Origin of the sequence: Klebsiella sp. (assembly GCF_027492335.1) — a bacterium.
Classification (GTDB): Bacteria; Pseudomonadota; Gammaproteobacteria; order Enterobacterales; family Enterobacteriaceae; genus Klebsiella; species Klebsiella huaxiensis.
The window spans coordinates 19883-39100 of sequence record NZ_JAPUEW010000066.1 but is presented as its reverse complement, the minus strand read 5'-3'; the positions used below and the strand labels follow the sequence as shown (position 1 = coordinate 39100).

Below are 19218 nucleotides of genomic sequence, written 5' to 3'. Positions count from 1 at the left end.
TAGCGTTCGTGACAGCGCGAACACTGGAGCAACCTTAGACCAAATAACCATTTCCTTCAACAACTTACTAGTAAATGAGAAGTTGGCTTTCGTGAATATAAACGTCGCAGATTTGTTAAACGGGAATTACATCCTGTTATTGTTCGTTGTTCTTGCATTAGGTCTTTGCCTCGGGAAACTGCGTCTCGGGTCAGTACAACTTGGTAATTCCATTGGCGTTTTAGTCGTTTCGTTATTATTAGGCCAGCAACATTTTAGTATTAACACTGATGCCCTAAATCTTGGCTTTATGCTGTTTATTTTTTGTGTCGGCGTGGAAGCGGGTCCCAACTTTTTTTCTATTTTTTTTCGCGATGGGAAAAATTACCTGATGCTGGCTCTGGTAATGGTCGGTAGCGCAATGCTGATCGCCATGGGTCTGGGTAAGCTGTTCGGCTGGGATATCGGCCTGACGGCCGGGATGCTCGCCGGGGCAATGACCTCAACCCCGGTGCTGGTCGGTGCTGGCGATACGCTACGCCACTTCGGCATGTCCAGCGAGCACCTCGCCGCCTCACTCGATCACCTGAGTCTTGGCTACGCTCTGACCTACCTGGTTGGCCTGGTGAGCCTGATTGTTGGCGCGCGCTATATGCCCAAACTACAGCACCAGGATTTGCAAACCAGCGCCCAGCAAATCGCCCGCGAACGTGGCCTCGATAACGATTCCCGGCGCAAGGTCTATCTGCCGGTGATCCGCGCCTATCGCGTCGGCCCGGAGCTGGTGGCATGGGCCGACGGCAAAAACCTGCGCGAGCTGGGTATTTATCGCCAGACCGGCTGCTATATCGAGCGAATTCGCCGTAACGGCATTCTCGCTAACCCAGACGGTGACGCGGTGTTGCAGATGGGCGATGATATCGCGCTGGTAGGCTACCCGGATGCCCATGCCCGTCTCGACCCGAGCTTTCGTAACGGCAAAGAGGTCTTCGACCGCGACCTGCTGGACATGCGCATCGTCACTGAAGAGATCGTGGTAAAAAATCACAATGCCGTTGGCCGTCGTCTGGCGCAGCTGAAGTTGACCGATCACGGTTGCTTCTTAAACCGCGTGATCCGCAGCCAAATCGAAATGCCCATTGACGATAACGTGGTGCTTAATAAGGGCGATGTGTAGCGCCGCAATTTTTTTTGCATTGAAATGCAATAAATTATGCACAGATTAATAATGGATTTTTGCACGGTGCAAAAAAGAATTAAGAAGAAAAAGATTCCAAAAAAAAGCAGCGCCTTTTCAGATGCGCCGCTCATGTTTCACAACCTCGATACTGCTTTCAGGTATGTCAGGTTGGCCTGCTGCGACAACTCAGCCAGGGACAGTGCACGGCTCTGCCAGTATTCGGCAGTCATCAGCTCTGCACTACCCAGGGTTCGGGTATTCATTGAGCCGTAGACGATGCGCGGGATGACGCTTTCGGCTGAACCCTGGTCGGGAACGGCCGCAAAGGCAAACGATTTTGTTACCACCGGAGCGGAGCCTTTTTTGACCGCCAGGCTTACGGTGCCATCTGCTGCGCGCGACACGCAGGCCGAAATCAGGTCCGTAGTCTGCCAGTCAACATCCACGGCACACTGTAATGGTAGAGCACCCACAGCATCGGCAATTGATCCTGACCATGCAGCTATCTTTCTCGCCCCATCATCACCGATATAGGCTGCGATGCAGAGGAATGGTGGCGCAGCAACTGTGCCCGCACTCAGGTAAAAAGAGGCTATCGGGTACAACTGCCGGCCGGTTTCTTTCGTCTTCTGTAAATTCCTGAACGCGCAGCCCATCGACAGGGGATAACCGTTTTTCTCAATGCTCGACAGAGTCAGGTCAAGACGAATGCCGGTCGATGCAGAGCCGTCTGCACCAGGGCCAGTGAGCTTAAAGTATCCCTTTCCGTAAGTCAGGGATGCTGGAGTCTGAGCCGCAATCGTCTTTACGTTTGACACAACTGAAGCGGTGGAGCTGTTCAATAGTGACACTGCCTCGCTTTCACCATACAGCCCCCTGTAGGCGACCGCCTCTTCTGCCACATCTGAGATAAAAGAAAGGTCAGTAAGAACCCGGCTGAAGGTGGTAGGGACATTAATCATTAAACCCTGAGTCATAATTCATTCGCCTTCTGTGTACCAGCCGAGGCTGATTAATTTTGGTTTGATAACGTGTTCGACAACAGCTTTATGTGCCGTAGTATTCAGGTGCGCACTGTCAGCTGACAGTGATGTGGCCTTATATCCTGATGCCTGCATCGCTAAATCATCAGCGGTTGGAGTTATTCCGGTATCCGTCCAGATTTGACTACTGCAGATATAGTCCTGCGTGTCGCAGTACAGGTCACCGAAATGCGCTTTAATCCGGCTGTTCATTTCCGCCAGTCGGGTTTTATAGAGTTCGTTCGTATATGATGAGTCGTTAAATATACCGATAACGAGGACGCGTTTTGCCAGCGTGGATGCATGAGCGAACGATTTAACGACGTTATTAAAAATGACGTCCATGTTAATTTCGGTTTGTGTGGAGTATTTCATGTCGTTTTTATACGACCAGATGAGCACGACACCATCCCGGTAACTCGCCGGAATAGTCGGAATGAAATCTGTACCACCACTCAGAGAGACCGCCGCCCCATCAGTTGTACGCGTAAACTGGAGAGAGGCGCTGCTCCACGACAACGTCCCGGCGACGCCACCCACCACGCCTGAGTACGTTTTCAGGAAATTGTTGCAGAAATTACTGGGCAACTGAGTGCAGGTAACTGCAACCGTACCACTGGATGGAATTACGTTTCCCGGGAAAACCAGCGTGAATGGAACAGCACCCCATCGGGCAGCAACCTGAAATGATGATTCGCCTCCCTGCCCCTGATTATTCCAGTCTGAAACACCCAACTCCTGGGCCAGGGCTGCAAAATTCGCGCTAGCACCAGCCACAACAAACGACGAGGAGCCCCACGCGCTCATTTTTCCGCTTTCCGGTACCAACGGCATGACGTTGCCGTGAGCGTCAATATAGCGATCCCCGTTGCTGAATACCGGGTCACTCCCTCCGCCATTACCGATGATTTTTTTTCCGGCAACGGTCAGTTCATCGGTTATCACTGCCGGTATGTGCAGCGTGGCGGAGTTATCCACTGCACCTGCAATTCCGTTCCGGCCGCCAATCAGTAATGGGGCTCCGAACGATTCCCCCGATAATCCAGAGCCGAAAATATTTATACCCACAGTTCTCAGGGTGCCGTTCTTATCTAAAGCAAACGGGACGCCATTATCGCCTGTCATCATAAGTGGAACGTCATTTTCGCCCTGAGCCAGCCGTAACCCGCCAATTCGTATCTGGTTCTGAATAATCAGTTCAACCAGGTGTGTGGCTGCATTTTTATCGATAACAAAAACTGCGCCATTTTCACCTGAAATAACCAGGCTGCCGTCAGGTAGCGCCTGAAAATATCTGTCCAGCGCGTATTTTGATGGCATCTGCCGCCCGGTAGCCTCCAGCGTACCGCCGTTGTTGGTGTACTCGTCTGCCAGTTCACCATCCATGACCCAACATTTAGAATCATTCAGAATATTGCCGGCAAGAACATCATCTTGAGCCTCAGGCAAAGTGGTATAAAAGCGGACGTTATTAGTTATTGACCCCATGCCAGGCATGGATGCAATGTTAAATGCCACTCCATTAGCATTGAGGTAATAATTGAATGACAAACTGCTGCCGACCCCCTCAGCAACACGAAATGTTTTACCATTTGGTGTATTAGCTAAACCTGTGATTGTACCATCCGGGTCTGATACAGTTTTATAGAACGTATATTCACGGTAATCACTGGCTGATTCTACCAGAATACGTAGCCAGTTAGTCCTATTGGCAAGTTGTGACGCCTGAAGGTTCAATATGCCACCAGGACCAGCTTTAGCTCTTTCTGACTCTTCAAGTTGATGTATACCAGATTCCCATGCCGGTTGTTCAGGTAAATTAGACATCATCATTCTCCCTGATCGTCGTAACAGGCCAAACAATATTCGGCGCGAGGGATGTATCTACCCGGTTAAGCTGCACCCGATAAGCCTGCAAAGCAGTAAGACGGGATTTCTCTTCATCAGTCGCCATATTCAAGTTAACGGCATCCATAAGAATTAAAATATCGCCTGAGACCTGTGTAATCATCTGTTTCTTTTGCAGGTCAGCAGCAGCGATATCAGCAATATGCTGCGCATCAGCATCCGTTACCCATGCAGAACCGTCCCATTTATCGTATGGAGTGGATGGTGCAGAGGTCGTTACTGTGTCGGGGATAGGTCCAGGCTCGTTAATAACGTGACTGGCCAGCGTCTGAAGGTCATAGGCAGTGATACCGCGAAAATCATCGGTAACAGACCAGAACGAATTATCTTCCGAACGAACAGCAACCTGATATTCATTTTGTACCGGTGGTTCATCCAGGCAGGTAAATGCAGGAATTCCGACACCGAGAGGGACATAAATATCTTCAATGCCAATAAACTCACGGCTATTTGAATCAAAATGAAAAACCTGAACGGAACCCGCCTGAGTTGCAATAAAATTGCTGTCAAATACTGCTTTAATATCGCCAGACATTATGCTGCCCTCACAATATAATGGAATGCCATGTTTTTAACCGTCGTTTCTGAATTACCAGAAGCATCGACAGTAACCGTGTGAGAGTGTGATCCCAAAACAACATCGTGGGTATGCGCACCAGCTGTTGACGTTGTCCCGAAACCATCGCCACTGTTATTACCCACTTCCTGATCGCTCCCTCCCTGTTTCTGCATACCTGAACCCCAGGAGTGAGTATGGTCGCCGTTATTACTGGTGGTTTTAGTTCCTAAATCAGTAGCCGATGCTGATGCGTTATGCGTATGGGATTTATTACCGTCAGCCTCCAGGCTTAACAGCGAACGTCCCGACGCCGGTAACCCTTTGATAGTCTGGCCCCGTAAATCAGGTAACACGCCACTGGTATAAACCGCCGCAAGATTGGGATAGGTTACCGCGCTGAATGGCGCACCGTTGCAGATTAAATAACCCGCAGGCGGGGTACTGGTTGGCCATGGTAGTGGTATGCCGTAAGGTACCGACATATTTGAATCCACCATGATTTTATTAATAGCCTGCAATACCTGATTATTACTGTCGCCATCAGGGTTGATACCTGCAGCGGCCAGGATAGACAGCAGTTCACTTTGTACAGACCGGATGGCACCCTGCACATTATTCAGGAACAATGCTCTGACAATTGTTCCCAGCGTCCCCAGCGAGGGGTTCCCATCACTAAATTCATTATTTGGTGCATCAACCGGAGGCATCAGGCTTTGCATAAAATACTCCGTTAATCGGTGGTTTTTTCTACGTAGCCGGTCATTGGCTGTTCGCCGTCCAGCGCAAATGAACCATCCAGATAAAGCGGATAGGTCATTTCAGATTCGTAGAGGAAATAACAAAGGGTATGAGCGGGTTTTAATTCATTGAATGTGGTTTCAAGAACTTTATCGCCCAGCGTCATGAGCCGTTCGCCAACGCGGGAAGTCCCGGCGCGGAAATAATAGAGAGGAACTTCTAACCCATAGACGTTTACCCGCCACGTAAAAATAATATCGTCGATATACAGCGTGTCACCGCAGCGACTGGAACCGACCCTGAAGGGTTGTAATTCATCAATAGTGATGGTGTAACCAATCCTGCTGGCCATGGTGATAAAATACGGAATACTTAAACCACCAATTTCTGACAGCTTAATCAAGACGCGATCGAGACGCTGCTGATACCCGTCATCCTCATTAGGCGTGACGTCTAAAACTCGCTCCCAGTCTGTCAGCAGGTTATCAGCAAAAAAGGGTGCAACAGCGTTCAGTGCATTATTTGCTGATTCATCTGTGGCATCGAATGCATTGCCCTCTGCCGATAGCTCAGCAGATAAGGCTGGTTGTTGCGTATCGTAGGCAACCGGTGGCAGTAACAGGGATAAGAGGTTCTTCGCGTTGCTCATAGCTGCGATACCTCGATGCTGCCGACACGGATCCATTCAACGACAGTTTCACTGACGTCAGGAAATACGTTCGACGTCGGCGAGACGATGACCCGGTCCACAACGCCGGTCACGATTGAAATCAGCATTTCGGCCTGTGAGCGAATAAAGGGCTCGCCCGGCGGTAATTTATTTATATAGTCGGTCAGCGTGGAAATAATATTTTCACGCGCCACATCAATTGTCACACCGTCAAGCGAAACCTGAATAACGAGGTCTATCGTTTTAATCGTCGGCCCCAGAACCAGGCAGTTCTTTGCCGTGACCGGACGCACATCGTCGATATATGCCTGCGTGGCGGCAATAATTTCGGCGGAGGGTAAGCCGTCGGCCGAGGTAATGACCACATCAACGGTACCCAGACCGCGCCGAAGAGGATAAACATACGCGGCCGTGACGCCATCCACGGACATGGCCCAGCGGCGGTAGTCGTACTTATTCCCGCCGGCAGGTGCGCGACGAATAATGTCAAGCAGCCGGTCCAGCAGCTCGGTATCCGATTCCTGGTCAGTCCCCCCGGACATAATCCCGATAATAACGGTACTGTCGAACCCTGTCGGCGTGCTGGTGAATGTGCCTGTTGTGATAGCCGTGGTATTACCGGCAGCGCCGGCAGTGGAATAGCTTGCCGCTACCGTGCCGTTACCGTCACTATCAAGCGTCACTGCGGCGGTGGTGGTATATGTCAGGCTACCGCGCGTCACGCTGTAGCCGGCCGCTGCCGTCGCGCCGGGTTCGCCGGTGGCCGTCAGGGTACCGCTGGCCGTGGTGGCCGACTTGCGATACAAGCCGCGCGTACGGGCATGCCATTCGAGAAACTCGGTATCGGCGGTGTCGGCAAATATCTGGCGAACTATCCAGCCCTGATATTGATAAATACCGGTTGCCACGCTGGCCACTGCGCTGGCACGGATATACAGGTCACTGTCGTCACCGATATCTGCGTCAGTATTCAGGTTTTTAATATCACGCAGAATATTACTGCGGATATCATCAAACGTCGGCGTGATAAACGGCATTAAATAACCCTCACAAAATGCTTAAAGGTGACGGTAATACCATCGGCCTGAATAACGGTGATCAATAAAAGGAGCCAGCCCGGCTCCCCCTGAAAGGTTTCTACTGTGATGCTTTTTGCCCGGCCATCAGTATCAGCCGTCAGCGGTGCCAGCGCCTCTTCGGCATACTGGCGAGCGAGTTTATGTACGCGGGTTACATCTTTCTCTCTCCTCAGAAGATGAAGCTTTGAACCGACATCCGGCTGCGCCCACCACGAGCCGAGCGGGATGGTCAGACGCAGATACACTGCGTTAGCCAGGGTGCTGGTGCTCGTGCCGGCGTAGTCGCCGGTTGTCGGGTCTAATAGTCTGTCCACGCTGCCATGATGACAGCGTGGACAGATACGAACAGACAGACAGGTGTCAGTGGGTTTGGCGGGGGTTACATAGGCTGGTTCGGTTTATCCGTTGTGCCGGCATCACCACCATGTTCGTGGTCATGGTCATCGTAGGTCTCACGCATCGTATTGAGCGTGGATTTACCGTCTGCCAGCTGGTCGCTGGCTTTCAGTAACGGCGTTTCAAAGGTCGCGCCGGCGGTGGCGGTGACGTCGTAGTCCTCAGCCTTAACGGTATATTTTTTGGCTTTCACGAGGTACTCGTCGCACTCCACCTCGACGATACGGCCCTTTTTGATATGCACGAATGCGCCTTCCTCGGAGTAGATGGCCATCTCTCCGCTGGCCACCTGCAGGCGGTATGCGCCGTTCTCGGTGGCAATGATGATGGCGTGCGACGTCTGGCCACCGATGGGGAGCACGATACACTGAGTGCCGGCAGGCGGGCAACTGGTAAACCCGAAGTGCTGGAACAGTTCGGCGTCCTGCAGCTGCTCTCCGGCAAGTCCTTTAACCTGCACCTGCTGGATAGTTAAATCGCTTTTAACGCGGGTTAAACGCCCCCTGAAAGCGAGCCTGATACCGCGCAGTGCGGAGCGTATACGTAAATCAATCTGGTTCCACATCGATTATCGCTGTCTCCTGCTTTTTCTTTTTCCGTCCCTTGCGGGCCTTTTTCTTCTTCGGCCACGCGTCGGGTATCCAGACGCCGTCTTCTTTCAATCTGAGCGTGGTCACTGCGCCGCCCGGGCGACCGCCGGTGAACTCCCGCCCCATTAGAAAATAAACAGCATCGATGCCGTGCGGCTCGCTGATAACGTGGATGCGCTGCCCGGGCTCCCATAACACGCCGTCGCTGGTCCGGTGGCCCTGAACCCTGGCAATCAGGCTATAACCTTCAAGGCGGGCATCGGCCATCATCTTGCGGGCGCGATAGCGGACCTGCTCCAGGTCATCCGCATCGTGCATAACGATGACCTGCGGCCGGTAATAGGTGACCGTCGGATCCTCAACGGTAAACGTCAGACCGTGCTGGCCGGTCTCAGGAAGGCCCGTGTCCAGTTCGGTTTCGGTGGTATCCGTATCCCCGGACACCGTCAGTGAGTCTGAGCTGCTGACGTCGATAATCCCCAGCTCTTTTTTGTTGTTCGTTGAGTGTGCATGCCCCTGTGCCAGCACTGTCAGGCGGGAAAAGCTACGCTCCATGCTGCTTTCATCGGTGAGGCTGAGCAGGTTATTGCCCTCGCCGGAACGGCGCATCACCAGCGTGGCCACCGGCGCAGTGGTGTAATCCGGGCCACCGATAACCAGCGTGCCATCCGGGCGGAACCACGGCCAGAGCCCGCGACCGGCACAGGCCCGCAGCAGGATATCCCAGGCACGCTCGCCCGGTTCGGTGGTGATTTTGTCATTGCGGATCGAGCTCTCGGCGTGCAGCTCGATGTTTTTGATACCCAGCGGCCGCACGACCTGGGCGATGACTTCTTCCAGGCTGGCCTGACGGCTGGTCAGCAAAGGTGATGCGCAGTCCACCAGGATGGCCGCACCGTCACGGCCGGTGACGGACAGCGATACCTGATCCCGGCTGACGGTACGGGAAACCCGGTCTATGCGCCCGGACATCACAACATCCGGCCCGACGCGAACCTGAACAGGAACGCCCCGGGCCACGCCTTCAGGGAAGATGCCGGCAGGCAGACCGAGACGCATCGACCAGGCATCGGCGGGGATAAGAAAGTCGCTGTCGATACCGTAGGCAGACCAGTCGGAATGCACCTTACCACCGACGATCACAGAGACTTTGTCGAGGTCGATATCCTGCGCGGCCTGTTTATTCTGCGTAGCCATTCAGCACGTCTCCCGGGATGATGTGATTAGGGTCCCGGAGGGACGGATTCAGGAGCTTCAGCTCGCCGGCTCGGGTGTAGTCGCCGTACCACAGATGCGCCAGCAGGTGCAGGTTCGTGGCGCTGGCCACCGTGCGCTGAATCATCGGCGGCCGGGCATTAATCAGGGCCACAGCCATCGACTGCAGGGACAGCGCAGTATCGCGCAGGCCATCAATCACCGGCTGATACTGCAGGGCGATCGACGTCTCTGAACTGCTGACGTTTTCCATCTCCGCCGCCCAGGTACTGCGCACGCTGTCGATGGCGTTCTGTACCGCCTGACGGGCATCACCGGCGATCAGACTGATATCATCGGGACTGAGTGAGGCCGTGATGGTCTCATCACTGAGAAGGTCTGATGCCTGCTGCGCCAGCTCGATGGCCACGCTGATCATGGTCATCGCGATGAGCTCGCGGATATCACTGGTGGTCACGTTCGCCGGCATCTCGACTGATGCGGTTACATCGCCAGTGACCAGACCCGCCGGCAGCGCGGCCACTTCATCGGCCTGTGTTTTTACCGCCGCCCAGTCCGCGATGACCACGGCCGGCGCTGACGCATAGACGGCAGAGTCGCTGCTGATGGAGCTCATCGCCGCTGAGCTCTGCAGGCTAAGGGCCGACTGAATATCGTTCATGAAGGCCGACGGGAAGTTAACAAAATCGGTGGTGCTGCTGATAAACCCGGTGATATCGCCGCGCAGAACCGCAACCATATTCAGTGCCGTCACGCCCAGCGCTTTGGCCCGGGCCAGATATTGCCGCGCCGTTCGTAGCGGCTTCATGGCGTTATCCAGCAGTGTGGCCGCGTTATCGAGAATCCCCTGAGCCTGGTTGAATATGGCGTCGGCCTGGCTGAGTGGCCACTCGCGCACAAAGAATTCGACATCCAGACCATCCTGCAGGAACTGCAGATCAACGGTGCAGTAGTCGGGGTTCTCGGCCTCGTGATTCACCTGGTAAACGTAGCACAGCATGTCCGGCATGACTCCGAACACCGGGTGTATCAGCTCGCCCGGACCACGTGTATAGAGGGCCGCCATAAACGCCTGCAGCCGGCTCTCGTAGTCGTCACCAAAGAAAACCGCCTGACACTGCAGGCTGCGAGGTTTAGCGCCGAGATCATCAATATTGGCTCCGTCCCGGTACGGGTATTCGTGCTGGGCGATATCGCGCTGCATGCTGTCGCGGGTGTTGATGATATCGAAGGCGACGCCCCGGAAGCTGGCGTCCTGAAGGTCTGTTTCCCATGCCATCAGTGCGGTCCTCCCTGCGGGCCACGGGTGGCGGACTGGTTGTTAACCTCATTCACGGCCTCAGCAATAACCCGGCCATCCAGTTCAAGTTTGGTGGTGATATTGATGGGCGGCTGCTGTGCCGGCGTCCGGGCGAACGGTGGCACCGGGTAGCCGTTGGCGGACTCAGGAACGCGGATATTTGTAGGTGGCGTCCACCATGAGGGCACAGTTCCGTTCGCTTCATCTTTATCCAGTCGGGATAGCCACTCTTCGTTTTCACTGGCGTAGCCTTTACCAATCTGGTACCAGGGCTGATAAAGCTTTCTCGCTTTATCAATACGCTCCTGACTGTAACGAGATCGTAAGGCAGACCACTTAGCCGGACCGTTGGTAATCTCTTCATCTTCGTCGCGGGTGGTGAATGTTGCAATTGCTGTTGCTGACATACCTGCACCGAGCAATTTCGCCCCCCATCCCCATGAGCCGGAACCTCCTGTTGGTAGTTTTCCTGGTGGTACCGGAGAAGTCGAGGGGGTTATTTTACCGCCGGTAAGAAAATTAAGAGTCGCAAAGGCAACCGCGGCGGCTGTCATCGCTTTAATGCCAGTCGTAGCACCTGACAAGGCCGTGGTTAATTGCGGGTATTCCTTGGCATAATCGACAAGTTTGGTTGACAAATCCCCATACAGATCTGCCAGGGGCTTCATGGCATCCTGTTCGGCAAAGACTTTTTCGGATTCAAGCTGCTGTGATTTGAAAGCATTCGTGGACGACCGCACTTTAAATGAGGCTGCACCTGAGCCTTCAGCATCCTTGGTTCCCGCCTGCTGTTCTTTAATATAGTCCTTGTACAGGATGCTGGTTTTGAGTGCCATCTGGGCTTGCTGATCCGCAACTATTTTCGAAATGATTGAGGCGACCACAACATCTAGCGCTGCATTAATCTCCTTTTCCTGGTCTGTGCCCTTATATTTCTTCGCATCTGCTCTGAGAGACTGTACCCGCTTATCTTGCGACACAATGCCTGAAACTGCGTCCATAAAAGCATCAGGGACGCTGACCCCGTTCATTCGTTGCTGGGCCAGATAATCGGTGTAGTTCATCACTTTGCCGTTCACCCGGAATTTATAGTTTTTTAATGAATTCTGAGTGTCTGCACTGGTGATTTTGTCCAGGAGGTTATTGACGTTTGTTGCGGCCTGACTGTTGTCACCCGCAGTAAGCGAGTTCGCCTGATACCAGGCCGCAAGTTTATCGACGTCCGCGAGGCCGGACATACCAATTGACTTAGCTTTGGTCATCGTCGTTGGCATAGAGCGAGCCATATCGGCCAGCTCATAACTACCATTCTCCCCTGAACGAACAAGCTTATCGAAAAGTGTCGGGATTTCTTCAGGTTTGATACCAAAGTTAGCGATAGCAGCGGAAGCAATCTTAGCCAGATCTTCGGGATTAGCGCCTGATGCTGTCGAATAGCGCATAACATCCGGTAAAATTCCCATCGCAACTTCATTACTTACCTGGCCACCGGCAAACAATGATTGTAAGGTACCCTGAGCCTGCTCAGGTAAACCGCCACCGTATCTTACTGCTGTTCGGATGGCCGCATTCAATACCGGAATTTTTTTAAGACGATCTTCGGGAGGCAATTGGTTGTAGCCTGTGTTGGCAATGTCAGCATTTTTATCTTCATAAGCCATTTGCCGCTGAACCGGGTCTTTAATAATCATGGCCGCAGCGGTAACGCCCCCGGCGATCGCCGTAACGTTTCCACCCCACATTCTGGCGCGTTCCATACGGGACATCGACTGACCAGCACCGTTGAGCTCGGTACGCAACTGAGATACCTGATTCGTCATCGCCCGGAATGCACGAGTTTGTTCATTCGCGGTGAGCGTGCCGGTCCGTAACAGGCGATTGTAGGCCCCCTGGGTTTGAGCTATCTCACGCTGTATGTCCCGCTCCGAGCGGATACCTAATGTCGAACGGGCGCTTGCTGCCCGCTGATATTCCTGCTGCAGTGTGCGGGAGGCCCGGATACCGCTCTGCGTTGACTGCTCACGGGTACGGGCGGCATCTTCATCGGCCTTTTTGTTGGTGTTAATCTGTTTGAAAATATCAGATAACGCCTGGCGCAGTACCTTAGAACCCTGATCTCTGGCAAGCAGGGTCATGGCAAGCTGTAGTGAGCGCATTTACCTTTTCCCCTTCTTTTTCCTGCGGGAACGTACATGAGGTGCACGGGCTGTTGGCTTCCTGCCATGCAGCCCGTCGAGGTCATCCAGCCAGCGAGTCAGCTCGCTGACGGTCATACCTTCGATGCGGTCGGCGCTGATGCCGAATCGTCCGAGGATGAGGGTTGCTCGCCGGAGGCCGGTGAGCTTTTCTGAGCAAGCATCCGCTTTTTTTTAAGCCCGGCCAGCTCTGCATCAAGGATATCCAGATCCTCTTCTGTGAGATTATCCAGAAGGAAATCCACAGTAATGTCGTCCTTGCTTAAGGTTCCAAGAGATTCAATAACTTCTGCCAGCAATGCTACTCGGTAGTGAACATACGCCGCTGGCGTATCGGTTTCCCCCAGAGCCTCCATAGTTGAAGCCAGTGCCTTGACGGTATGCCTCATGACCGGCAGGGTCACGGTGTAGTCGTAATGAATGACGTCACCATGGGGTACGCCGTAGAGCAGTTGTCCTGATGCTTTCATTAGCCTTGTACCTTACGCAGTGACTGAATGGTGAGATCGCGACGTGCTTCGTTGTCCACGCTGTACTGTTCACCGGTCTGGGTGGTGAAGCAATCCAGGTAGGAGTAAAGCGGGTTGCCGTCCATATCCATGGTGGTCAGTTTGGACCCGACCATTTCATCCCAGTCCGGCTGCGCGACGTTTTTCGGCATCACGACGGTGATCTGCAATGAATGCTCGGCGATGCCTTTTGCATACCCTTTGGCGCGGCCGGTACGGTTCATGGTCTTGACCAGCTTGCGGCCGGTGTTCGTCTGAGGACGAATATCGGTTACCTCAATTTCCAGACCATCCACGTACAGGACGATCGCGCCCACATATTCTTCAAGTGCCATTTAAAAACTCCTTATAAATACAGGTCGATGACACCGGCAAACACATGCAGGCCGTTTACCACGTCCGCCGGGATACGGGCGTTAAGGCGGTTGCTGTCCTGACTGTCGCGCTCAACAATCAGTTTGTCCTTGTTCGCCTCAACGTTTTCAATAATCTCCAGTTCTTCCAGCTTCAGCAGCACGTCATAGAGCTCGCTTTTCACCAGCGGAGGTGTGCGGGTGGAGAGCTTGCTGCGCGGGAAACGCAGCGCAATACGCTCGCGGCATGCCTTACGCACGTAATCCAGGGTTCGGATGGTGGTAAGGTCCAGCAGGGACACATCATCGACGCCGCTGGCGTTACGGGTGTAGGTCGTGATGGCCCGGACGATCTGCACTGTCTCACCGGCCCCCACCTCAAACGGCACCAGGCCGTTATGCAGGGCGCTTTCCTGCTCGGTTCGTCCCGGACGACTGGCGAGGTCCGTCACATCCAGCGCCAGCGTCAGGGTATTTAACGGCCGGGCCGGGTCTTCTTCGCTGGCAATACGTGCGCCATAAGCCGCCGCAATCTCTGCCGGCAGCATAACTGAGCCGTTATGCCAGCCCAGCGTGATGCGACCGCCGTTGAGCTGTGACGCCAGCGTGGTCCCGGCGGCAAGCGTTCCCGGCCAGCCAGCAACGCCGATCGCGCCGCGCTGCTCCATTGGACCGGAAACAAAATCCAGATGGGTACGCAGCGCCGTCAGCGTGGTCTGGGTGGAGAACGGGCTGATGATGATGTTGTGACCAGCAGCCACGACGTTCACCAGCGCCGGCGCGATATCCGGGTCAGTGGCTCCGCTGGCCATCGCAACGATGGCAGTCGTCGTACCGGACGCGGTGGTCTGCGCACGCAGGCGGATATCGTTACCGGCGGTACCTTTGTTCTTCGCGGTCAGCGTAAGGACACCAGCAGCCACTGCAGCGGTAACCGGCAGTTCCGGCTGATTGTCGATCGCAGTTTTCATTGCTGCTGCGATGGCCGTTGCGGTATCTTCCGCACTGACGGCTACATCCACGCGGGTTTTACCGACCCACAGGCTGACCACGCCCTGCGAGCTGGCCGGCCCGGTAATGGTTAGTGTGCCGGCAGCAGCAATACCTGCCACCGCATCGCTGACGCCGATTACGGTCAGATCGAGATAGGCATAGGTGTTGATGGCCGCCACCACCATCAGGTGTGCAACGGAGCCGTAACCAAAGTAAACCGCCGCTTCATCGCCGCTGAATACACTGGTTGCCACGAGCGGTGCAAGGCTACCGGTGGCGAGCATCGGGGCCACAATCAGCACCTTCTGCGCGTTTGCCGGCAACGTGCGTACCGCGAGTTTCGTGTTGAACTCGAAGTACTGCCCCGGCTTGCGGATGCTGGCCGGGATATTGTCGAAAGAAATATTCGGGCTGGACATTATTTAGTTCCTTTGCCGGTCGTTGCTGCAGCGGCCGTCACATCAACGGTCGCATCCGTCACTTTCAGCAGGTCGCCATCATTCAGGCGGCGCTGATAGTAGGTGCTTTCAGGAACCTCGACGGGTTCCTGCTCGATGTACCGGCGGGCGTTATCCTCGCGCGGTACCCGGATCCCCTCACGGGCTTTAACTTTCATGATGAATAATGTCCTCAGCAACGAACGGCTCCTGGCCGTTCAGGAAATACTGCAAATCGGTTGTCAGCCAGGCCGGATCATCTTCACTGCTGGCACCACCATACTCGCCAAAAATCTGGTCAGGATGACCGGGCGGCAGGTCGGCCGGCACCAGAGGAAACCGCCCGTTCTCCAGTGATTCCGAATCAAACCGGGTGTCAAACTCACAGGCAAAGACGGACATCGCGGCCTTCTGTACCTGCGTGTTAAAGAGCGTGCGCACCTTGCCTGGCATCAGGTGGTCAATCGGTAACCCCAAATCCTGCCGCGCCAGTAGCCGACGGATGGCATACACCAGCTGGTAAGAACCTACCTCGCCGGATGACGGGCCGCCGTGGCGGGTTGCCTGATCGCTTCGCACGTTACGCGACCCGGCGATGACCACAAATCGGCCGGTATCGCGCCACTTATTACGGGTGGTGCTCAGCAGCTCTGTACCCTGAATACCACCAAAGGTGACCCAGACGCCCGGCAACTGGCGCACTACCTCAGCAGGATCGCCATCGAGTTCGCCACTGTAGGAATGCACCTCGCGGACCAGTTTGCCGAGCCCCCGGGTGAGCCTGTCGATAATGGCGGATTCGATTTGCGTGATAATCAAAATGCACCCCCATCCGTTTCACTGCGCCCGAAAACCCGGCCATTAGAGGAAAAGCGGGACAGACTCCCGCCCTGAGCCACTGAGCCGTCTGGCAGACGGCCAAGTGTGATATTCCCCTTAGCAACCTGCTCCAGATAACGAATCGCATCTTCATAACGCTCCCTGATCTCTTCGGTGTTCTGCGTCTCCGCCCCGGTCAGTTTGTACCGGGCGATGTCACAGCATTTATCCACGAGGATCCCGGGCGTATCTGGCCACGGCACCGGATAACGGCCGGACAGGTAGCTGTCGATGGTGGCGGAGGCCCGCTGAAGGCCACCGTTCAGCACTTCATCATCAATCTGACCGGTGAAATCCCTGTCGGAGAGGGAGATGCACTCCCCTTCGCCGAACTGCAGGACCATATCGGCCCGGGTGGCGTACATAGCAGCTCCTTACTTTTTCGCTTTGGCTGATGAGTCAGTTGCTGCAGTATCGTCAGCGGCGATCTCCTTCGCCTCTGTGTCTGACGGACTGCCTGCGGCCGTCAGCGCTTCCTGCAGACGATCGCGGTCAGCGGTCATCTCAACCAACTTAGCCATCAGACCAACTGAGTCTTCTTTGAGCTGCAGAACGACCGTTTCCAGCTCTTGAACATGACCCAGTGCGGCCTTCAGCTTGTCGTCATCGCCACTGACCGATCCAAGGTGGACAACCAGCGACGGCTCGGCACGCAGGATGGCGATCTGCTCGTCCGTAAAACTGCCATCCGGCCAGGTCACCGGCACGTCACGGTGTGCCACCCCACAGCGACGGAACCCGTCGCGCTTTGCAGTAATCGTAATTTCAGGCATTTATGCATCCACCCCTGTTGAACCAAAACCCATCTGCCAGAAGCCATAGCCGCCGTTTGAGCGGGCCTCGGCACCAAATTTGTACTTCTTGATCAGGAAGACGTCGTCGCTGTCCATGTTGGTCTGCTCGACAAACACTGGCTTTTTACGCTCCTGGTATACCAGCGGTTTCACCGGCTGGGTGTTGTCAAAGAGATACCACTCGGTATCGGTAGCCAGTCCAGGCCACACCAGGACTTTCGCCGTCCCCTTGTAGATGTTCGGCGTATTGTCCGGGAAACGGTCGGCCGTCATCAGGTAATTGGCTTCATCTTCCAGCGCTGGCGGAACAACCAGCAGACCCGGACGGATACGCAGGTTTTCACCTTCGTCGTCTTTGAAGTCGCGCATGGCTGAACGGGCCGCACCGTAAGAGGCTTTAGCCGCCGCGAACGACGCTGCAGATAACGCTTTGGTGCCTTTGTTTGACGCCACACCAGTACCGACCGGGTGATCCGTATCGAAGAAGTACTGGCCGTCATAACAGAAGTTGGTGAAACCACCGCTCAGCAGCCGGACGATAATATCGGCTGGCAGTTCTGCGGCAGACTGGCCAGCACCCTGAGCCTGCTGTGCATAACCCAGCATGGTGTCATCTTCGATATCGTTACGATCGACCTCAATGGTTGCTTCCCAGTCTTTGTTACGGATGGTGTAGCTGAAGCCTTCCAGGGCTTTCACCACTTTTTCACCAATCCACTCGCGCATTTTCGGGAAGCGCGACAACCAGGCGTAGTTTTCTTCTTTGGTGGTGGACGGCACGACCATCGCAATCTGCTGCCAGTCGTTGGGGGTCTGATCAAACGCATTCTGAAAGGTCTTCTTGAGACCGATAAAAATGGTTTTCAGGTTCTGCTTGTTCACTAACACGGCTGTTCTCCTTAAATTTCAACCCAGACGCCGTCAGATTCGACGGCAATAACGGTACCGGCCACCGGTCGCACGTTGGTATTGCTGGTTTTGGCCACGGTAATGCTGTCGGCGACATAGCAGGATTTACCGACATCTGCCTGGGTGACGGCATCCCCGGACAGGTTGGCCAGTTTCCAGGCTTTACCGCGACGGACCATCACCGACGTCGCTCCGGCCGCACCGGCGGTGTTATCGGCGTACTCATCGGAGACGCCGAAGATGGTCAGGGTCGCGCTGGCCGAGGCGGGAACGGCCAGACCACTGGCGTTAAGCCCGACCATATGACCGCCATAAATCATCGTGGCCGCAGCCACCGACGCGGCGACCAGTTCGCCATTGCGCCAGGGAGTGTTACGATCAGACATTGCTGTTTCCCTCTTTAAAATCGTTCGGATCAAGACCCATCATGCTGAGCACCGCCGGATTCAGCTCATCTTCCGGGGCATCGATGGTTCTGGACGGCAGGCCAGCCGGCGGACGGCCACCGGTCTGGGTGGTAGTGAGCGCCGCGATACGGGTCTGTTTACTCAGATGGTCGCGGAGTTTGTCGGGGCTGGATTTGGCCAGCGCCTCCGCCCAGCCTTTCTGCGCCGGCAGCAGACGGCCATCCGACAGGGCCGCCTGAATCAGTTCGGTAGACTGCTGCAGGGTGAGCTGTGCAATCTGCTCATCGCCGGACGCGCGGGCCTGCTCGATCGCCTGATTCATGATGTCCACGGATACCCAAAGAGCCGGGTCCGGGGTTTCAACCTGTGACGTCAGCGCTGCAATGCTGGCTTCCAGCCCGTTAATCCAGGCCAGGCCCGCAGCGGCTTCGCTGTCAGCCGCCTTGATTTTGTTGATGAGTTTCTGCAGCTCGGCGAGCACATCCTCTTTCGTGGCCGAAAGCGGCAGACCCAGGAACCAGCGGAGCTGCTCCAGTAATTCATCCATCGTTGTGTCCTCAGTAGAAGCGGCGGCAAGGAGTGAGGCAGCAGCAAGCATTGCCTCATCCATACCGTCCAGGGCGGGCGTATTGGTCAGGGCCGCGTTGATTAACGTGGTGACCAGACCACTGGTGTCGTACAAAAATACGGGGGAGATAAACCGGTATTCGCCGGCATCGATAGCGGCAGCGGCGGCGTCAGTCCATTCAACATCCACTGCAAACAGGCCAACCCCTTCACGCCATTCCAGCTTTTTGAACCAGCCGGAAGCCGGAGCTGGCAGGCCGTTCTTTGCCGAACGCAGGGTCTGATGTTCGTAGTCGATGACATAAGGGGTCTGGCGGGCGTCAGCCGCTGCGATGAGAGCGGCCGCGATAGTGCCGTCAATAAACCAGCCGTCAGGGCATTCAGCCGGGCGACCGTCGCCGGCACGGAAGGTGCCGGCCGGTAACAGCTGGATCACGCCGCGAGTGGCGGCGTTGATAACCTGTGAGAGTGACGCGATACGAGTTTTCATGACGCCGACATTACAGGGATATTTTCGGCGCAACAGACTGAAGGATGTC

Annotated in this window: 21 protein-coding genes and 1 pseudogene; 1 reads left to right on the top strand and 21 read right to left on the bottom strand. The window is 55.0% G+C overall.

From position 1 onward, the window contains the following. Nucleotides 1–91: 91 nt before the first annotated feature. Nucleotides 92–1153 (top strand): annotated as a pseudogene (locus QVF11_RS19485) (aspartate:alanine antiporter); the annotation flags it as partial. Nucleotides 1154–1293: 140 nt separating this feature from the next. Here the strand turns inward: QVF11_RS19485 and QVF11_RS19480 are convergent. The 21 genes from QVF11_RS19480 to QVF11_RS19380 all read right to left on the bottom strand — a co-directional run bounded on the left by QVF11_RS19480 (nt 1294) and on the right by QVF11_RS19380 (nt 19169). Next, nucleotides 1294–2136 carry a hypothetical protein gene (locus tag QVF11_RS19480; RefSeq protein ID WP_287858774.1) on the bottom strand — a complete coding sequence of 281 codons (843 nt, stop codon included), beginning with the start codon at nt 2134–2136 and terminating at the stop codon, nt 1294–1296. 3 nt (nt 2137–2139) lie between these two features. Beyond that, the gene (locus tag QVF11_RS19475; RefSeq protein WP_287858772.1) at nt 2140–4008 is read right to left on the bottom strand and encodes a hypothetical protein; all 1869 of its coding nucleotides are present in this window, start codon (nt 4006–4008) and stop codon (nt 2140–2142) included. Continuing rightward, nucleotides 4001–4624: a tail fiber assembly protein gene (locus tag QVF11_RS19470; RefSeq protein WP_287858770.1), complete on the bottom strand. Its 624-nt coding sequence runs from the start codon at nt 4622–4624 to the stop codon at nt 4001–4003. Before QVF11_RS19470 ends, QVF11_RS19475 begins: the two co-directional genes overlap by 8 nt. Next, the gene (locus tag QVF11_RS19465) at nt 4624–5367 is read right to left on the bottom strand and encodes a phage tail protein (RefSeq protein ID WP_287858769.1); all 744 of its coding nucleotides are present in this window, start codon (nt 5365–5367) and stop codon (nt 4624–4626) included. Before QVF11_RS19465 ends, QVF11_RS19470 begins: the two co-directional genes overlap by 1 nt. Nucleotides 5368–5378: 11 nt before the next feature. Next, nucleotides 5379–6035, bottom strand: a complete 657-nt coding sequence (locus tag QVF11_RS19460; RefSeq protein WP_116290276.1) for a YmfQ family protein — start codon at nt 6033–6035, stop codon at nt 5379–5381. Further along, entirely contained in the window at nt 6032–7093 is a 1062-nt protein-coding gene (locus QVF11_RS19455; RefSeq protein WP_180405147.1) for a baseplate J/gp47 family protein, read from the bottom strand. The genes QVF11_RS19460 and QVF11_RS19455 overlap by 4 nt, the downstream gene beginning before the upstream one ends. Then, a complete protein-coding gene (locus QVF11_RS19450; protein WP_065782547.1) occupies nt 7093–7449 on the bottom strand; it encodes a phage GP46 family protein in 357 nt (118 codons plus the stop codon). The genes QVF11_RS19455 and QVF11_RS19450 overlap by 1 nt, the downstream gene beginning before the upstream one ends. Nucleotides 7450–7514: 65 nt before the next feature. Next, nucleotides 7515–8096, bottom strand: coding sequence for a phage baseplate assembly protein V (locus QVF11_RS19445; protein ID WP_287858764.1), 582 nt, complete (start codon nt 8094–8096; stop codon nt 7515–7517). Further along, complete coding sequence (locus tag QVF11_RS19440) at nt 8080–9318, bottom strand: phage baseplate assembly protein (RefSeq protein WP_180405150.1); 1239 nt, start codon at nt 9316–9318, stop codon at nt 8080–8082. The genes QVF11_RS19445 and QVF11_RS19440 overlap by 17 nt, the downstream gene beginning before the upstream one ends. Next, on the bottom strand, nt 9302–10615 hold the full coding sequence (locus QVF11_RS19435) for a DNA circularization protein (protein WP_180405152.1): 1314 nt from the start codon (nt 10613–10615) through the stop codon (nt 9302–9304). The genes QVF11_RS19440 and QVF11_RS19435 overlap by 17 nt, the downstream gene beginning before the upstream one ends. Further along, nucleotides 10615–12792 carry a phage tail tape measure protein gene (locus QVF11_RS19430; protein WP_180405154.1) on the bottom strand — a complete coding sequence of 726 codons (2178 nt, stop codon included), beginning with the start codon at nt 12790–12792 and terminating at the stop codon, nt 10615–10617. The genes QVF11_RS19435 and QVF11_RS19430 overlap by 1 nt, the downstream gene beginning before the upstream one ends. Before the next feature lie 113 nt (nt 12793–12905). Then, entirely contained in the window at nt 12906–13301 is a 396-nt protein-coding gene (locus QVF11_RS19425; RefSeq protein WP_064360182.1) for a hypothetical protein, read from the bottom strand. Beyond that, nucleotides 13301–13675 (bottom strand): hypothetical protein, encoded by a 375-nt coding sequence (locus QVF11_RS19420; RefSeq protein WP_064360183.1) that lies wholly within the window; start codon nt 13673–13675, stop codon nt 13301–13303. Before QVF11_RS19420 ends, QVF11_RS19425 begins: the two co-directional genes overlap by 1 nt. Nucleotides 13676–13686: 11 nt before the next feature. Further along, nucleotides 13687–15105, bottom strand: a complete 1419-nt coding sequence (locus QVF11_RS19415; RefSeq protein ID WP_287858760.1) for a phage tail sheath C-terminal domain-containing protein — start codon at nt 15103–15105, stop codon at nt 13687–13689. Next, nucleotides 15105–15302: a DUF2635 domain-containing protein gene (locus QVF11_RS19410; protein WP_117091926.1), complete on the bottom strand. Its 198-nt coding sequence runs from the start codon at nt 15300–15302 to the stop codon at nt 15105–15107. Before QVF11_RS19410 ends, QVF11_RS19415 begins: the two co-directional genes overlap by 1 nt. Continuing rightward, nucleotides 15292–15942, bottom strand: coding sequence for a DUF1834 family protein (locus tag QVF11_RS19405; protein ID WP_180405159.1), 651 nt, complete (start codon nt 15940–15942; stop codon nt 15292–15294). The genes QVF11_RS19410 and QVF11_RS19405 overlap by 11 nt, the downstream gene beginning before the upstream one ends. Further along, complete coding sequence (locus QVF11_RS19400) at nt 15939–16367, bottom strand: gp436 family protein (RefSeq protein ID WP_180405161.1); 429 nt, start codon at nt 16365–16367, stop codon at nt 15939–15941. The genes QVF11_RS19405 and QVF11_RS19400 overlap by 4 nt, the downstream gene beginning before the upstream one ends. A 9-nt stretch (nt 16368–16376) precedes the next feature. Then, nucleotides 16377–16775 (bottom strand): HI1506-related protein, encoded by a 399-nt coding sequence (locus QVF11_RS19395; protein WP_180405163.1) that lies wholly within the window; start codon nt 16773–16775, stop codon nt 16377–16379. Then, complete coding sequence (locus QVF11_RS19390; protein WP_287858757.1) at nt 16776–17684, bottom strand: Mu-like prophage major head subunit gpT family protein; 909 nt, start codon at nt 17682–17684, stop codon at nt 16776–16778. Between the two features lie 11 nt (nt 17685–17695). Further along, nucleotides 17696–18091, bottom strand: a complete 396-nt coding sequence (locus QVF11_RS19385; RefSeq protein ID WP_080876741.1) for a hypothetical protein — start codon at nt 18089–18091, stop codon at nt 17696–17698. Further along, nucleotides 18084–19169 (bottom strand): phage protease, encoded by a 1086-nt coding sequence (locus tag QVF11_RS19380; protein ID WP_180405166.1) that lies wholly within the window; start codon nt 19167–19169, stop codon nt 18084–18086. Before QVF11_RS19380 ends, QVF11_RS19385 begins: the two co-directional genes overlap by 8 nt. Between the last annotated feature and the right edge of the window lie 49 nt (nt 19170–19218).

Bases quoted from the DNA above. Each gene is read 5' to 3' on its own strand.
- QVF11_RS19440 (WP_180405150.1), bottom strand. From the start codon at position 9,318: ATGGCTACGCAGAATAAACAGGCCGCGCAGGATATCGACCTCGACAAA.
- QVF11_RS19380 (WP_180405166.1), bottom strand. From the start codon at position 19,169: ATGAAAACTCGTATCGCGTCACTCTCACAGGTTATCAACGCCGCCACT.
- QVF11_RS19415 (WP_287858760.1), bottom strand. From the start codon at position 15,105: ATGTCCAGCCCGAATATTTCTTTCGACAATATCCCGGCCAGCATCCGC.
- QVF11_RS19445 (WP_287858764.1), bottom strand. From the start codon at position 8,096: ATGTGGAACCAGATTGATTTACGTATACGCTCCGCACTGCGCGGTATC.
- QVF11_RS19395 (WP_180405163.1), bottom strand. From the start codon at position 16,775: ATGCCTGAAATTACGATTACTGCAAAGCGCGACGGGTTCCGTCGCTGT.
- QVF11_RS19400 (WP_180405161.1), bottom strand. From the start codon at position 16,367: ATGTACGCCACCCGGGCCGATATGGTCCTGCAGTTCGGCGAAGGGGAG.
- QVF11_RS19420 (WP_064360183.1), bottom strand. From the start codon at position 13,675: ATGGCACTTGAAGAATATGTGGGCGCGATCGTCCTGTACGTGGATGGT.
- QVF11_RS19465 (WP_287858769.1), bottom strand. From the start codon at position 5,367: ATGCAAAGCCTGATGCCTCCGGTTGATGCACCAAATAATGAATTTAGT.
- QVF11_RS19410 (WP_117091926.1), bottom strand. From the start codon at position 15,302: ATGAAAGTTAAAGCCCGTGAGGGGATCCGGGTACCGCGCGAGGATAAC.
- QVF11_RS19425 (WP_064360182.1), bottom strand. From the start codon at position 13,301: ATGAAAGCATCAGGACAACTGCTCTACGGCGTACCCCATGGTGACGTC.
- QVF11_RS19430 (WP_180405154.1), bottom strand. From the start codon at position 12,792: ATGCGCTCACTACAGCTTGCCATGACCCTGCTTGCCAGAGATCAGGGT.
- QVF11_RS19480 (WP_287858774.1), bottom strand. From the start codon at position 2,136: ATGACTCAGGGTTTAATGATTAATGTCCCTACCACCTTCAGCCGGGTT.
- QVF11_RS19435 (WP_180405152.1), bottom strand. From the start codon at position 10,615: ATGGCATGGGAAACAGACCTTCAGGACGCCAGCTTCCGGGGCGTCGCC.
- QVF11_RS19455 (WP_180405147.1), bottom strand. From the start codon at position 7,093: ATGCCGTTTATCACGCCGACGTTTGATGATATCCGCAGTAATATTCTG.
- QVF11_RS19460 (WP_116290276.1), bottom strand. From the start codon at position 6,035: ATGAGCAACGCGAAGAACCTCTTATCCCTGTTACTGCCACCGGTTGCC.
- QVF11_RS19385 (WP_080876741.1), bottom strand. From the start codon at position 18,091: ATGTCTGATCGTAACACTCCCTGGCGCAATGGCGAACTGGTCGCCGCG.
- QVF11_RS19475 (WP_287858772.1), bottom strand. From the start codon at position 4,008: ATGTCTAATTTACCTGAACAACCGGCATGGGAATCTGGTATACATCAA.
- QVF11_RS19470 (WP_287858770.1), bottom strand. From the start codon at position 4,624: ATGTCTGGCGATATTAAAGCAGTATTTGACAGCAATTTTATTGCAACT.